General features: G+C 32.4%; 12 protein-coding genes and 1 pseudogene. 11 read left to right on the top strand and 2 right to left on the bottom strand.

From position 1 onward, the window contains the following. The first annotated feature begins 7 nt into the window (after window positions 1–7). From FNW17_RS09510 to FNW17_RS09465, 11 genes and pseudogenes are all read left to right on the top strand, one after another. On the top strand, window positions 8–1,072 hold the full coding sequence (locus FNW17_RS09510) for a glycosyltransferase (RefSeq protein WP_143391764.1): 1,065 nt from the start codon (window positions 8–10) through the stop codon (window positions 1,070–1,072). Beyond that, window positions 1,065–2,228 carry a glycosyltransferase gene (locus FNW17_RS09505; protein WP_144071513.1) on the top strand — a complete coding sequence of 388 codons (1,164 nt, stop codon included), beginning with the start codon at window positions 1,065–1,067 and terminating at the stop codon, window positions 2,226–2,228. Before FNW17_RS09510 ends, FNW17_RS09505 begins: the two co-directional genes overlap by 8 nt. Before the next feature lie 17 nt (window positions 2,229–2,245). Beyond that, window positions 2,246–2,929, top strand: coding sequence for an O-methyltransferase (locus FNW17_RS09500; RefSeq protein WP_144071512.1), 684 nt, complete (start codon window positions 2,246–2,248; stop codon window positions 2,927–2,929). 34 nt (window positions 2,930–2,963) lie between these two features. After that, window positions 2,964–4,073 carry an acyltransferase family protein gene (locus FNW17_RS09495; protein WP_143391767.1) on the top strand — a complete coding sequence of 370 codons (1,110 nt, stop codon included), beginning with the start codon at window positions 2,964–2,966 and terminating at the stop codon, window positions 4,071–4,073. Between the two features lie 2 nt (window positions 4,074–4,075). Then, window positions 4,076–5,266: a glycosyltransferase gene (locus FNW17_RS09490; protein WP_144071511.1), complete on the top strand. Its 1,191-nt coding sequence runs from the start codon at window positions 4,076–4,078 to the stop codon at window positions 5,264–5,266. Further along, window positions 5,263–6,318: a glycosyltransferase family 4 protein gene (locus FNW17_RS09485; RefSeq protein WP_144071510.1), complete on the top strand. Its 1,056-nt coding sequence runs from the start codon at window positions 5,263–5,265 to the stop codon at window positions 6,316–6,318. Before FNW17_RS09490 ends, FNW17_RS09485 begins: the two co-directional genes overlap by 4 nt. After that, entirely contained in the window at window positions 6,311–7,357 is a 1,047-nt protein-coding gene (locus tag FNW17_RS09480) for an acyltransferase family protein (protein WP_143391770.1), read from the top strand. Before FNW17_RS09485 ends, FNW17_RS09480 begins: the two co-directional genes overlap by 8 nt. A gap of 3 nt (window positions 7,358–7,360) precedes the next feature. Further along, the gene (locus FNW17_RS09475; protein WP_144071509.1) at window positions 7,361–8,506 is read left to right on the top strand and encodes a hypothetical protein; all 1,146 of its coding nucleotides are present in this window, start codon (window positions 7,361–7,363) and stop codon (window positions 8,504–8,506) included. Between the two features lie 191 nt (window positions 8,507–8,697). Then, a pseudogene (locus tag FNW17_RS09470) lies at window positions 8,698–9,819 on the top strand (glycosyltransferase family 4 protein); the annotation flags it as partial. Window positions 9,820–9,930: 111 nt separating this feature from the next. After that, the gene (locus FNW17_RS16525) at window positions 9,931–10,536 is read left to right on the top strand and encodes a sugar transferase (protein WP_262710849.1); all 606 of its coding nucleotides are present in this window, start codon (window positions 9,931–9,933) and stop codon (window positions 10,534–10,536) included. After that, window positions 10,523–11,236, top strand: a complete 714-nt coding sequence (locus FNW17_RS09465) for an acetyltransferase (protein ID WP_143391772.1) — start codon at window positions 10,523–10,525, stop codon at window positions 11,234–11,236. The genes FNW17_RS16525 and FNW17_RS09465 overlap by 14 nt, the downstream gene beginning before the upstream one ends. A 150-nt stretch (window positions 11,237–11,386) precedes the next feature. Here FNW17_RS09465 and FNW17_RS09460 read toward each other — a convergent pair whose 3' ends face one another. Both FNW17_RS09460 and FNW17_RS09455 read right to left on the bottom strand, forming a co-directional pair. Next, window positions 11,387–13,759: a GumC family protein gene (locus tag FNW17_RS09460; RefSeq protein ID WP_143389634.1), complete on the bottom strand. Its 2,373-nt coding sequence runs from the start codon at window positions 13,757–13,759 to the stop codon at window positions 11,387–11,389. Window positions 13,760–13,768: 9 nt separating this feature from the next. Further along, window positions 13,769–14,518 (bottom strand): polysaccharide biosynthesis/export family protein, encoded by a 750-nt coding sequence (locus FNW17_RS09455; RefSeq protein ID WP_235893264.1) that lies wholly within the window; start codon window positions 14,516–14,518, stop codon window positions 13,769–13,771. Window positions 14,519–14,543: the final 25 nt, after the last annotated feature.

Raw genomic sequence — 14,543 nt, 5'->3', positions numbered from 1 at the left:
TAAAAACATGAAAATAGTAAGACTTACTACATTACTTGATTTTGGCGGACAAGAAAGAAAATTCATTTCTTTTGCACAAGATGCTGATTTGCTTCATAATGACTATTATTTTGCTGCCATTGGCTATGGTGGTCATGCTGAAAAAACACTTCTATCAAGAGGTTTTAATGTTACTATTTTTAACCAAAAACCAAATATTTCCAATCTTAAAAATATTTGGATTTTATACAAATGGTTCAAAAAACTCAAACCCGATCTAGTTCATACCGCAGCTGCCGAAGCCAATTTTCACGGAACTATTGCCGCTAAACTTGCGGGTGTAAAAGTAGTTATTGCCGAGGAAATAGGATTTCCTAAACATTCTAAAAAGGCTCGGTTTGTTTTTAGACAAGTGTACAAATTGTGTCATAAAGTAATTTGCGTCTCTAAAGCAGTAAAAATAAAATTAATGGAGATCAAAGAAATACAAAACGATAAAGGAGAAGTGATTTACAATCCTGTGGGAATTCAGACTCTAACAAAAAGGTCAATCCCCACTGATTTTACTATTGTCTGTGTCGGCAGGTTGGAAAAAGTAAAAAATCAGCAAGCATTAATAAGAACCTTTTCGAAATTAGAAATCCCTAATGCCAGACTAATTTTGGTTGGAGAAGGAAGAGAAAGAGAAAACTTGGAGAAACTGATTAAAGATTTGAATTGTCAGCACAAAGTGGAGATAGTGGGTTTTTCAGCCGAACCCGAAAAATATTTGTCACAAGCCACACTTTTTGTACTGCCTTCTCTGTCAGAAGGTTTTGGAATTGCAGTGCTAGAAGCGATGCAGCAAGGATTGCCTTGTTTGTGTTCAAATGTTGGTGGAATCCCAGAGTTTGTTGAAGAAGACAAAACAGGTTGGCTTTTTAACCCCAATAATGAGAATGAACTTTTTGAAAAATTATCTCAAATTTGCCAAATGCCGGAAGAAAAGCGCTCTGAAATAGGAGCAAATGCTAAAGCCTATGTCGCAAACAGATTCTCAGAAATCGACTATGTCAAGAACCTAGAAAATCTTTATCAGAAATACTATGATTAGAGTGCTCAATATTATCGAAACCATAAGTTCTGGCGGCGTGGAACGAAGAAGGTTGTCTATGGCTAAGCTATTAGATAAATCGACCTTTGAGCTCAAAATTATTTGCACTAACTCTTACGGATCGTTTGCTGATGAAATTAGAAAACATGGTGTTGAAGTTATTGAAATAGGTAGTCTAACTAATTTTTTAGATGTAAAACAACATTTAAAAGTGCAGAAAATTATAGCCAATTTTAAGCCACATATCATTCACGGAGCTATTTTTGAAGGCGTAACTATGGCTGCAATCAACGGTTTTTGGAAGCGTGTTCCCATAATTATTCTGGAAGAAACCTCAGACCCACAAACGCGATCTTGGAAAGGAAATCTATTAATGAAAGCACTTACTCTTTTGGCACATAAGGTAATTGGAGTTTCACCAGCAGCTACCAATTATTTGATTAATACACTGAAAATAGGCAAGAATAAAGTAGCACTTATTACAAACGGTATCGCAACACCAAGAACAGTCTCCTTGGATGAAACTATAATGCTAAAAAAACAGCTGAATATTTCAGAGCATGAAATTGTTATTGGATCTATAGGTCGAATGACAGATGACGCTAACAAACGTTTTTCAGATTTGATAAATGCTTTTGCAATACTGGTCAAAAAACAATTACCTGTCAAGTTAATTCTAGTGGGCGATGGCGTAGAAAAAAAGAAATACATCCAACAAGTTCAGAATTTAGGGCTTCAAAAACAAGTTTTTTTTGCGGGCTATCAAGCTGATACTTCATTGTATTATAGCATTTTTGATGTTTTTTCGTTAGTATCATCTCATGAATCTTTTGGTTTAGTATTAGCCGAAGCGATGTTTCATAAATTGCCCATAGTAGCGACAAAAGTTGGGGGTATGAAATACATCGTTGATGATAAAGAGACTGGTTTTTTAGTCGAAAAATACGATGTTAAATCCATAGCAAGCAAATTAGAAACACTTTGTGAAAACAAACAATTACGTCAGGAATTCGGACAAAAAGGGTTTCTTAAAGCTACACAAAATTATACCGAAGAAAGATATGTAAATACTATTAAGGAGTTATATAGTAATTTAGTTACTCGCCATTTTAGAACGGTACAACCTGATAAAATAAATAAAACAACCCAACAATAATTAAAAAAAATCTTTCCATGAAAAAAAAGATAGATTACTTTCTTAGAAAATTTTTCCTGCATAAAAACGAGGAACTTCCTGCTTTTTTAATTCAAAAATTATACCATCAAGGGAGTTATTTGCCCTTTACAACTTCCTCATTAAAATTTCGATTTTTGGCCTGTTTGGCAAATGATATAGTGGTAAATAGTAGAACATCTGTATTAGAATTTGGCTCAGGAATTTCAACTATTATAGTGGCTCGATTAATTAAAATGAATAATCTAGACTGCACCATTACCACAGTTGATGAAAGTGCAGAATGGCAAGAAATTATCAAGAAAATTTTGAAAGAAGAAAATTTACTTAATTATGTGAATTTTGTATGTGCTCCAACAGTTAAAAGCACTGATATAGAACTTTCCTTCGAATACAATAATTCGATTGTTTTTGAGGCTATCGGCGATAAAAAATTTGATTTAGTATTATCGGATGGCCCTTCGGCTTGGCAAAAAACAAATGTGATGAGTAGAGCCACTAATTTGAAATTCATCAAGAATAATATGGCTGATAATTTTACCATTTTTGTCGATAATTCGGATCGCCCGGGTGAGACAGAACTAGTTACAAGAATTGCTTCTGAATTTAATGTTAAACCAATCTTGCTTGACCCCACTTTCTTAACTTTTTCAAAAGGGCACCATTTTAACTATGTTATATAATTCGGAAAGACAATTTTTAATTTAGAATGAGTGTATGAATGATAAAATTTACCTCCCAGGATTAAACGGCATCCGAGCCATTGCAGCACTTTCGGTAGTTTTTAGTCATATAAACAATCGATTGGACTATTATAAATTACCAAAAAGTGAGTTATTGGATTTGGCAAATTTTGGAGTGACAATGTTTTTTACGTTAAGTGGATTTTTAATCACCTATCTATTATTAAAAGAGATAGAAAAAACTGGCACTATCGATATAAAGAAATTTTATATGCGGAGAGTATTAAGAATTTGGCCTCTGTACTACCTGTACCTTTTTATTGTTGTTTTTCTAAATGGCATAGAGAATCTTCAATGGCCTATTTTGTTTTATATTTTTATCCTTCCCAATTTCAAAAATTCTTTCGTTGGTGTTTTTGCAACAGTTGTTGGAAGTAAAAATCTGGTATTTATGATTGGGCATTATTGGTCACTAGGCGTTGAAGAACAATTTTATGCTTTTTGGCCGTGGATGGTTAGAAAAACCAAAATTTTATTTCGCTTTTTGGTAATCTTTCCAATATTTTACATAGTACTTAAAATAAGTTTAAAACTGCTTGGGGTACCATATGGTGTACTAACCTTTTTTCATTACACACGATTTGGCTGCTTAACCATAGGAGCATTGGGTGCCTATTTGTTTTATCACAATAGTCCAAAAATCAAATGGATCATCGGTAAATGGTGGATAGAAGCTATGGCTTGGATGGTACTTTTGATCGTGGCATTAAACAAATTTCATTTAGCTTCAGTAATTGATCATGAAATTATTTCAATAGTCACTTTGATTATAATTTTTAACCAAATCGCAAATCCAAAACGATTAATTTCCTTGGAAAATAAAACGTTTGATTATTTAGGTAAAATTTCATTCGGACTCTATGTTTACAATCCATTGGTGATTTATGGCATGTCCTTTTTGCTGAATAAATTGGATATCGAAAATCAAATGCTAAAGCAAATAATGATATATGTTTCGGTAGTTGTAGCAATAGTTTTAGTAGCACACCTTTCGTATTATTATTTTGAAAAACGTTTCTTAAAAATAAAACTTAATTATACTACGGTGCATAGTGCCGCAAGTAAATCAGAATCACTAACCTAATTATGGAAAACGTACTCTTCATAACCTGGGATGGACCACAAACCACTTATATGGAAGGGTTATTTATGCCTATATTGAGCCAAGTGCAATCACAATCACAGTATAAATTTCACATTGTACAATTTACTTGGGGAACAGCTGAAAGAATTGAAATAACCCAAAAATCAGCCCAAGATTTGAATCTTATTTATACATCTAAAGCGATTGTTAGAAAACCCTTTGCAATTTTAGGAACCCTATTCACACTGTACAAAGGCATACTTTTTTTAAAAAAATACATCAAAAAAAACAACATTACCATAGTTATGCCAAGAAGCACGATGCCGGCTCTTATGGTCAATCGAATGTCAAAACAAAATTTCAAAGTAGTTTTTGACGCCGATGGATTACCATTAGAAGAGCGTATTGATTTTTCAGGATTATCACCTAATAGCAAACAATATCAATTTTTAAAGAAAGAAGAATCTAAAATGCTGCAACGAGCTGATGGGGTTTTGACACGTTCTCACAAAGCCATAAATATCCATTCTCAAACAGTAGGGTATAAGAATTCAAATAAATTTTCGGTGGTGCTCAATGGTAGAAATACTGATTTCTTTAAACCCAATTCCGCCAAAAGAGAAAATATGAGAAAGGAATTGCGTGTTCCGAATCAAACCAAAGTTTTGATCTATTGTGGTTCGCTTGGTGGCCAATATGGTTGGGACGAAATGATGGCTATTTTTAGACAATATCAAGAAAAAAAAGCGAATGCCATTTTTTTAATTTTAACCGTAAACAAAGAGTTTGCTAATGAAAGAATACCCGATGATTTAGCAGTATCCATTATTGTAAAAACAGTTCCTTTTACAGAAATCCCTAATTATCTTTCTGCTGCCGATATAGCCTTTGCTATTAGAGAACCCCAATTTAGTATGCAAGGAATTGCGCCAATCAAATTGGGAGAATACCTATTAATGGGAATACCAACCATCGCCTCGGTCGGGATTGGTGATACAGAACAAATTCTAAATAGTGTTCCAAACTGTCTTTTATACGACCATCAAAATCCCAATCGCATTAATCTCGCAGTGAATTTTATTGAAAGTTTAGGTGAAACAAACTTTAAGGAAATACGAAAACAGGCTATTCCCTTTTTTTCCATAAAAAAAAGTGCAGAGAGTTATTGCAACGCTTTAGATAAATTAAGATGAAAGTACTCTATTTAACAAAATACAGCCGGAACGGAGCGAGTAGTCGATTGCGGAGTTACCAATATTTCCCTTTTTTGGAAGCAAAAGGAATCTCGGTCAGTGTTAGCCCCTTTTTTGATGAGGATTATTTAATTAACCTGTATTCTGGTAAACGAATAGCAAAACGAAAGCTTCTAAAATTCTATCTAACCCGATTTATAATACTGTTTTCTATTTATAAATTTGATAAAATCATTATTGAGAAAGAACTTTTCCCCTATTTTTTTAGTTGGTTCGAAAAGGCGTTACATCTCTTAAAGGTAAAATACATAGTCGATTATGATGACGCCATCTTTCATAATTATGATTTAAGTACAAATAAATTAATCGCATTTTGTTTAAAAAACAAAATTAATAAAGTGATGAAATACAGCGGTTGTGTTGTAGTAGGAAATAGTTATTTGGCTGAAAGAGCCAAAGTTTCTGGAGCAAAAAAGATAGTGCTACTTCCAACGGTTATCAATACCGATTTATACACAGCCAAAAAAAAATATGCTAGTTCTAAAGTAATTATTGGTTGGATTGGATCTCCATCCACATTTAAATATATCAAAAATAGAACTGTTCTTTTTTCGAAAATACTGGACACAGATAATGTCGAATTGCATATAGTTGGTTCAACCCAAGATTTGGGATTGGGAGACAAAGTTAAATACCTGAAATGGACCGAAGATACTGAAGTAGCATCGATTTCTAATTTTGACATTGGAATTATGCCACTCGAAAATACCCCTTGGGAATTAGGAAAATGTGCCTACAAATTAATTCAATATATGGGCTGTGGAGTTCCTGTAGTGGCCTCAGCAGTTGGGATGAATATAGACGTGATTGATGAGGGTGTAAATGGGTTTTTAGTTCACGAAGAAGCGCAATGGTTGGTGAGAATAAACCAACTAATTGAAGATAGTACATTGAGAGAAACATTAGGAAAAAAAGGCAGAATTAAGGCGGAGTTAGAGTTTAGCATTCAAAAAAAACATGCAGTTGTCCTATCAGTTTTAGCCAATGAATAGCGTGCCAAAAAATCAATATCTAGATATCTTACAGCTATTTAGGGGCACAGCCGCTTTGATGGTGGTATTGCATCATACCATTGGCTCCATAAAATATTATCATAAAATACAATATCCTTTTCTGGACTATATCGCTTATCTAGGGAAATCTGGAGTGGATTTCTTCTTTGTATTGTCCGGATTTATAATAACGTATTCGGCTTATAATAAGTATAACGAACCCAATTCTTTCAGCAATTATCTCAAAAACAGACTCGTGCGAATTTATGTTCCCTATCTTCCCGTTGGGATTTTTATGTTGCTACTTTATACCTTTTTACCCGGATTTTCTAATAGCAACAGAGACATTAGCACCCTAACTTCATTGACCCTGATTCCCCACGGAAATCCAGCGCTATCGGTTGCTTGGACGCTTTCCTTTGAACTCTTATTTTATCTTTTGTTTAGCATCTCATTTTATTCGAAAAAGGGTTGGAATTGGTTTGTTTTAATATGGACCTCAGCAATAATTATCTTTACATACACACCTTTCGCTTCCTTACAATTTTTGAAGATTCCTCTTTTTAGAACGTTATTTTCGCCTTACAATATCGAATTTATTTTAGGTTTTGTTCTAGCAGAAGTAGTGGTTAGAAAAATTAAAATAAATATACGCCTTTTATTTTTGATGCTTATTTTAGCGTTTTTGTCTTTCTTCTATTGTACATTTAACAATTTAAAATTCTTTACTCATGACGCAAATATATTGTTTTCAATAGTGGCTTTTTTAAGTATTTTTATAGCAATACGCATTCCTGATTTCAAAATTAGTAAAGCGTCTGTGATGATGATGGTGGGCAATGCAACGTATTCCATTTATTTAATACACAATTTTTTGCAAATGATTTTAATACGATTCTTTCCAAAAATTACAACAATTGTAGGAGTAATAACTGCATTGGTTCTAGTATTGATTCTTTCTTGTTTTGTCGGGTATGGGTATTATTTAGTTTTTGAAAAAAAGGCAATTCAACTCATAAAATCTAAATTAATTAAGTAAAATATGAATATTTTAATTTTAGCTTTAATATTTGTAGTAGGGTATTTATTTATTCAAAGTTTTGCAGCAAAAATCTCGGTAGAGAATTTGAAGACGCTAAAAAAATTGTTTCTTTTTCATATACTTTTTGGAATTTATTTTTGTTTTTTTGTTCAGGGTGATGCAATTGGCTATTGGAAACAAGCTAAATTGATGTCTTACACTGATTTTATCTATTCATTAACCCAAGATCAGGGAACATATTTTATTTTTGCCTTAAATTATTATCCATCCAATGTTTTAGATTTATCCTATTTTACAGGGACGATGCTATACAGTTTAATTGGTTTCATTGGATTGGCCTATTTTTATGTGATGGCGGTTGAATTGATTCCAAATGACCCAAAATATAAAGAGTATTATTTATTTCCGCTTTTGTTTTTCCTTCCTAATTTGCATTTTTGGAGTTGTGGTGTTGGTAAAGACACTTTGCTTTTTTTCTGTATTGCAATCTTTATTTATGGATTAATTCAGCCTATCAAGAGAATGCCAATGATTGTTTTGGGATTAGCGTTGTCCTATTTTATTAGACCCCACATCACATTGTTTATGCTTTTAGGATTTGGTATCGCTTATTTTTCAGGACGAAATATTTCATTGGTACAACGTGTTTTATTTTTTGGGGTGATGATTGCTATTGCCATAGCCATTGTTCCAAAGGTATTGGAGTTTGCTAAAATTGAAGAAGCCTCTTTGGATAGTTTTGATAAATTTTCACAAGAAAAAGGAGCTTTGTTGAGTAGGTCTCACACCGGTTCTTCTGTCGATATTTCCTCCTATCCTTTTCCTCTTAAGGTTTTTACTTTTCTCTACCGTCCTTTCTTTTTTGACATTAATGGAATTCCTGCCCTTTTAGCATCGTTTGAAAATTTACTATTATTAATATTATCTTTTTCGGTGCTTAAAAACAAACCTTTGCAGACTTTTAAAAGTGCACCATTTGTTATTCAAGGAATGGTTTATTTTTTAATCATTGGTACGCTTGCCTTTTCTCAAACTTTGGGAAATTTAGGTATTATTATTCGAATGCGAAATATGTTTTTACCCGGTTTGATTATTTATATCTTTTGGCATTTTTCATACCGTCAATCGCTAGAATCCGAGGCATAAATCATTGTTATTTCTTAACAATTTATACGGTTTTTAATAGCATAATCCATCTCCGTTTTAAATTATTGTAAAGGTTTTTAATAGAGTATATATACCTCGAATATTGGTATTAATTTTATTAAAAAGTAGCCTTGCCGTTGCATTTATGCCAGATTTAAATTAATGTTTTTATTATTTTTTTAAATGTAGCAATGAGTGTAATGCCTCTAATAAATAGTATCGGATCACCGTATATGGATATAAAAAAAATGGATAATAAATTAATACGAATCACTACCGTGCCTCTCTCATTAGATTTATTGTTATCCGGCCAATTAAATTATATGAATTCCTTTTATGAAGTGACCGCAGTAGCTTCAGAAGAGGACTATTTAAAAAAAATCGGAAATAAAGAAAGTGTGAAAACATTTACTATTGAAATGTCACGCAAAATAACACCCATTCGTGATGCAATAGCAGTTGTAAAATTGTATTTATTTCTAAAAAGAGAAAATCCATTAATCGTTCATTCACACACCCCAAAAGCAGGAATACTAGCAATGATTGCATCAAAATGTGCCGGTGTACCAATTAGATTGCACACGGTAGCCGGATTGCCATTGATGGAAGCAAAAGGAATGAAACGCAATCTATTAGAAAGGGTTGAAAAACTTACTTATAAATGTGCTACTAGGGTATATCCTAACTCAAAAGGGTTGTATGATTTTATTGTGGCAAACCAATTTACCAACCCTATAAAATTGAAAATCATTGGTAATGGGAGTTCAAACGGAATCGACACAAAACATTTTTCGCCAGAACAAGTTTCACAAACCAGACAAAAATTCTTAAAAATAGAGTTGGGTATTGAAGAGGAAGATTTTGTTTATGTTTTTTTAGGACGTTTAGTTGGGGATAAAGGAATTAACGAAGTTGTTCTAGCTTTCAAAAAAATAATACAACAAAATTCAAGGGTAAAACTCCTTTTGGTGGGCATGGAAGAAAAGGATTTAGATCCGCTTGATATCTCCACCCAAGAAGAGATAGAAGCAAACAAAAACATTCTTTTTGTAGGGTATCAAAATGATATTAGATCCTATCTGGCTATTAGTAAAGCATTAGTTTTTGCTAGTTATAGAGAAGGATTTCCTAATGTTGTCCTGCAAGCTGGTGCTATGGGCTTACCCTCCATTGTAACTGATATAAATGGGTGCAACGAAATTATAATAGATGGAAAAAACGGGATTATAATTCCTGTAAAAAATAGTGAAGCAATTGTAAAAGCTGTTTTTAAATTAATTGATGAAAAAGATTTTTTTGATGTGCTACAATCGAATGCTAGAGAAATGATAATCTCTCGATACGAACAAAAAAAAATGTGGAATGCTATTTTGGAAGAATACAAACAAGTAGAGATAAAACAGAAAAACAAGAAAAAATGGAGTATCTATAGAAAGTGTCTCAAACCTTTTTTGGATTTTAATTTTGCGTTTTTTGGATTAATTGCATTATCCCCATTATTTTGTATGGTTTTTATCTTTTTATTTTTTGCTAATAGGGGGTCTGTATTTTTCTTTCAAAAACGTCCAGGAATTGGAGGGAAATTATTCACAATAATGAAGTTCAAAACGATGAACGATAAAAAAGATGCAAATGGCCATTTACTACCAGACGCGAAAAGACTGACAACAATAGGAAAATGGATTCGCAATGCCTCACTAGATGAACTTCCACAATTGGTAAATGTAATTAAAGGAGATATGAGCCTAGTGGGTCCAAGACCCCTATTACCGGAATATTTGAACTTCTATACGGAACCCCAAAAAAAAAGACACAATGTAAAACCAGGAATTACAGGTTGGGCACAAATTAATGGAAGAAATGCAATAGGTTGGGATACTAAGTTAAAATATGACCTTTGGTATATTGAACAGCAATCCTTAGGTTTAGACATTAAAATTATTTTTAAGACCCTACAAAAAGTGTTTAATGTTGAAGATATTAACGCCACAAACAGCACAATAATAGAGCCCTTTTATGGAAGAAAATAGAAAGCTATATGTTTTTGGCGCCAGTGGCCACGGTAAGGCAGTTACAGAATTGGTATTAAATACTAATTGTAAAATTGAAGCACTTATTGATGATGCACCAAAAAGTGATAATCTTGGCTATATACCGATAGTTAACGCTACCGGTATAGTAAAACCAGCGCCCGATGTAGCTTTGATTATAGCCATTGGAAACAATCTAACAAGAAAAAATATTAGTTTGAGATTTAGTGATTATAATTTTTTTAGCAGCATACACCAAACGGCTTTTGTTTCACCATCTGCAACAGTAGGATTTGGATCTGTGATTATGCTACGGGCGATTATCAATGCCGATGCAAAAATTGGAAATCACGTGATTATTAACACAGCAGCTATAATAGAACACGAGTGTTGTATAGACGATTTTGTCCATATTTCACCAAATGTTACTTTGTCAGGAAACGTTAGCATTGGCTTAGGATCCCATTTAGGCGCGGGAGTCATTGTAATTCCTGGGATAAAAATCGGTAAATGGTGTACCGTAGGAGCTGGTACGGTAGTCATAAATGATATTCCTGACAGAGCAACAGTTGTTGGCAATCCAGGAAAAATTATTAAGTATAATAACCTTGTTGAAACAGCAGCAAAAAATGAAAAGATTTTGAAAAAAAATAAAGTAATCAAAATCAATAGTGGAAATCTAAAGTTTAAAACGTACTAACTCTAATTTAGTAGTCTCTAGTAGGAATCAATTCCATTGAAAAAAGCATTTATCAATTAAGCAAACTTCATTTTTTTATGAATTGAACTAAGAATAAAAAAGCAAAGACGGAGTCTTTGCTTTTTTTATGTTGAATGAATTAAACTTCAATTAACTACTTTTTAAAACACTCCTAAACCATTTCTTTATTTTATATTGTAAAGATGTGTTAACAATTGGGTCATTATCATAGCCATATCCATACCCATAATTATAAGAATAACCGTATCCGTACCCTTTATTTTGTCCTACATTATTTAGAATAATACCCATATTTTTAATCGTGTTTAACGTCTTTAAATTGGAGATAAATTTAAGAAGCTTTTTTTCGGTAAAATTCGCACGAGTAACATAAAGTACCGTATCGGCTAAATGTGTAATTAGAGTCGTGTCGGCAACTAATAAGGTGGGAGCAGTATCAACAATAATATAATCATAGTCGTTTTTTATTTCATTCAATAACAATTCAAATCGACCATTTGATAATAATTCAGCAGGATTTGGGGGGATATTACCTGAAAAAATGATGTCAAAATTAATATTAGTATCTGGTAAATGACTCGCTTTTATATCATCTATTTTTATACTTGTATCATATAAATAATTAGTAATCCCTTTTAGGTTTGGTCGTTCAAGATCTAATTTTCGATGTAATTGTGGGTTTCTTAAATCAGCTCCAATTAAAATTACTTTTTTACCAAGTGTTGAAAGTGTAATTGCTAAATTTAAGGAGACGAATGTCTTTCCTTCTCCTTTTATCGTTGAAGTAACGAATATTATAGAACCTCGGTCTGTTTTAGGGTTAATATAATTGAGGTTATTTCGTAGGATTCTAAAAGATTCAGATAATATGGATCGATCCAAAAACCGTATTGTTTTGTTTTCTGTTTCAATAAAAGGGATTTCTGCAATTACTGGAACACCGGGTAGTAATAACTCTAAATCTTCCTTATTATTTATTTTAGTATCTAATGAATAGTAAACAAAAATGAACCCAATAGGAACTAATAAACCCAAAAGAAGTGCTGCAATAAAAATTAAGCTTCGGTCTGGTGCGATGGGGCTTGTAGAAAAAATTGCAAAATCAACAACTTTAATAGAGGGGTTTGTTATAGCTAAATTTATGGCTGCTTCTTCTCTTTTTTGCAGCAATAAAATGTACAAAGATTCTTTTATGGCTTGCTGCCTTTGGATGGAATGAATGCCTTTCTCATTAAAAGGAACCAAACTGTAATTTTCCTTTTCAACACCACTAATTCTTATGGATTCCTTTTCGTTGAATTTCAATACATTTTGATAGCCAATCAGGGAGGCCCTTAGGTTATTTTTTATTTGTAAAGCCAAACTTGTTGTTTCCTTAACTATAGGATTTGATTCTCCCCCGCCAGCAAGTATTTGCTTATTGCGTTTTAAAATTTGTTCGTTGTAATTTGTAACCAATCCATTTACTTCACCGTTTTCTATTCCAATATTAGAGGGTAATAATTCTAAACCTTTGTTTTTATTCAAAGCATCCATCATCAATTTTGCTAATACTATTTGTGTATTAGAAAAGAGCACTTTTGCTTTCGAATCATTATTGTTTTGCATTAAAACAGTAGCATCGGATTCAATATAGCTAAACCCTTTTTCCTTTTTAAAATTGGCTTTAGAGGTTTCTATTGAATCCAGTTCCCTAAATAGATAATTAAATCGATCATCAACAAATTCGATAGTTTTTTTGGATACAAGTTGTCGGTCCTGAATACCATCTTGATTAAATACATCAATTAAAGTATTGACAATAGCACTAATTTTTTCTTTGTTTGATCCATTTAGAGTAAGGCTTAAGATGTCGCTTTGTTTAGCTACATAATCAATGACAATAGTACTCGATATAGATTGGATAACACTTTTTCTTGTTTTTAAAGCTATTTGGTATTCATTTCCATTGGTTCTATTTAATAATTCCTTGTTTTTAAGCATTATTTTGAAGGGAATGGCAGCACTAAAATTGGTCTGCCCAAATTTATATTCTACACCACTTCCTTTTATCACATAGCCACTTTTTGTCAACACAATTTGAAGCAAAATCTGTTTTTTAGACAAGGAATCATTTTCTTTAGCCCAAATTACGCTAAAGGGTACATTTTTCCATTTTTCGATAGATTTAATTCTTCCTACACTATAAATTTCTGTTGTCAAGTTCAAACGATCAACAACAGCACCTATTATTCGGGAAGATTTCATTATTACGATTTCATTTCCTTTGCTAATCTCATTATTTCCAAAAATAGAAATATTATCTGTTGGTAATTTAAAAGCCGTATTTGAGTTATCTAGGATTTTAATTTTGGCGCTGGTTTGATATACATCGTTGGCATACCTTAAATAAAAAAAACTGATGGCTATTGCCATAAATACCGACAAAAGAATCCATTTCCAATAAGAAAGGTATTTTAATATTTCTTGCTGAATGTTGAAATTGTTTTTTTTACTTTCCAATGGAATGATTTATTTTGTTAGTAATATAACGGTCGTAATAGCAATTGAAACAACTGCAAGTAAATTGGTCAAATTAGGCACATAACCTGATGTAGTTACTTTTGGCCCATTAGGATTGACATAGATGACATCATTTGGCTTGATGTAATAATATGGAGAGTCAAACCACTTTTTTGAGGTCAAATCAATAGTCGTGTAAGTTCGCTTATTGTTCTCCTCTCTAATTATTAATACATCCTGCCTTTGTCCATTAATAGTCAAATCACCGGCATAGCCTAACGCCTGAAGAAGGCTAATGTTTTGTTCATTAAAAGTAAAAGTACCTGGGTTTTTTACTTCACCTAGAATGGTAAACTTTGCATTTGTTAATCGCACAGTAACTGTTGCATTGGATAAGTGATTTTCAGCAATCAATTTTTGAACTAAAAGATTCTCAAGTTCCAATAATGTTAGGTCCTTTACTTTAATTTTTCCTAAAATAGGAAGAGTAATTGCACCTTCGATTGTTACTAGATAACCATTAATAGTGGATAAAGCGGGCTGATTTGTATTATAAATGGAAGCTAATTCCGGAGAACTTGAAGATATAACTATACTTAAAATATCATTTGCTTGAATTTTTCCATCAGAAAAAACAGTTTCATCTTGCTCTTTCAAATTGATATCATTAAAGTATAAAACATCTTTTTTTGAAGCACATGAACTCAATAATAAAAGCCCTACAATGAGTATCAGGATTTTTTTTTGTGGTTGAATCATCTTATTTAAATTGTCGGTATGGTTT

The organism is Flavobacterium franklandianum (genome assembly GCF_007097365.1).
Taxonomy (GTDB): domain Bacteria; phylum Bacteroidota; class Bacteroidia; order Flavobacteriales; family Flavobacteriaceae; genus Flavobacterium; species Flavobacterium franklandianum.
The sequence above is the reverse complement of the archived record's forward strand: the minus strand, read 5'-3'. Positions and strand labels throughout refer to the sequence as shown.

Excerpts from the sequence above, each read along its gene's own strand:
- FNW17_RS09455 (WP_235893264.1), bottom strand. The coding sequence starts at position 14,518 with ATGATTCAACCACAAAAAAAAATCCTGATACTCATTGTAGGGCTTTTA.
- FNW17_RS09500 (WP_144071512.1), top strand. The coding sequence starts at position 2,246 with ATGAAAAAAAAGATAGATTACTTTCTTAGAAAATTTTTCCTGCATAAA.
- FNW17_RS09465 (WP_143391772.1), top strand. The coding sequence starts at position 10,523 with ATGGAAGAAAATAGAAAGCTATATGTTTTTGGCGCCAGTGGCCACGGT.
- FNW17_RS09510 (WP_143391764.1), top strand. The coding sequence starts at position 8 with ATGAAAATAGTAAGACTTACTACATTACTTGATTTTGGCGGACAAGAA.
- FNW17_RS09505 (WP_144071513.1), top strand. The coding sequence starts at position 1,065 with ATGATTAGAGTGCTCAATATTATCGAAACCATAAGTTCTGGCGGCGTG.
- FNW17_RS09480 (WP_143391770.1), top strand. The coding sequence starts at position 6,311 with ATGAATAGCGTGCCAAAAAATCAATATCTAGATATCTTACAGCTATTT.
- FNW17_RS09475 (WP_144071509.1), top strand. The coding sequence starts at position 7,361 with ATGAATATTTTAATTTTAGCTTTAATATTTGTAGTAGGGTATTTATTT.
- FNW17_RS09485 (WP_144071510.1), top strand. The coding sequence starts at position 5,263 with ATGAAAGTACTCTATTTAACAAAATACAGCCGGAACGGAGCGAGTAGT.
- FNW17_RS09490 (WP_144071511.1), top strand. The coding sequence starts at position 4,076 with ATGGAAAACGTACTCTTCATAACCTGGGATGGACCACAAACCACTTAT.
- FNW17_RS09495 (WP_143391767.1), top strand. The coding sequence starts at position 2,964 with ATGAATGATAAAATTTACCTCCCAGGATTAAACGGCATCCGAGCCATT.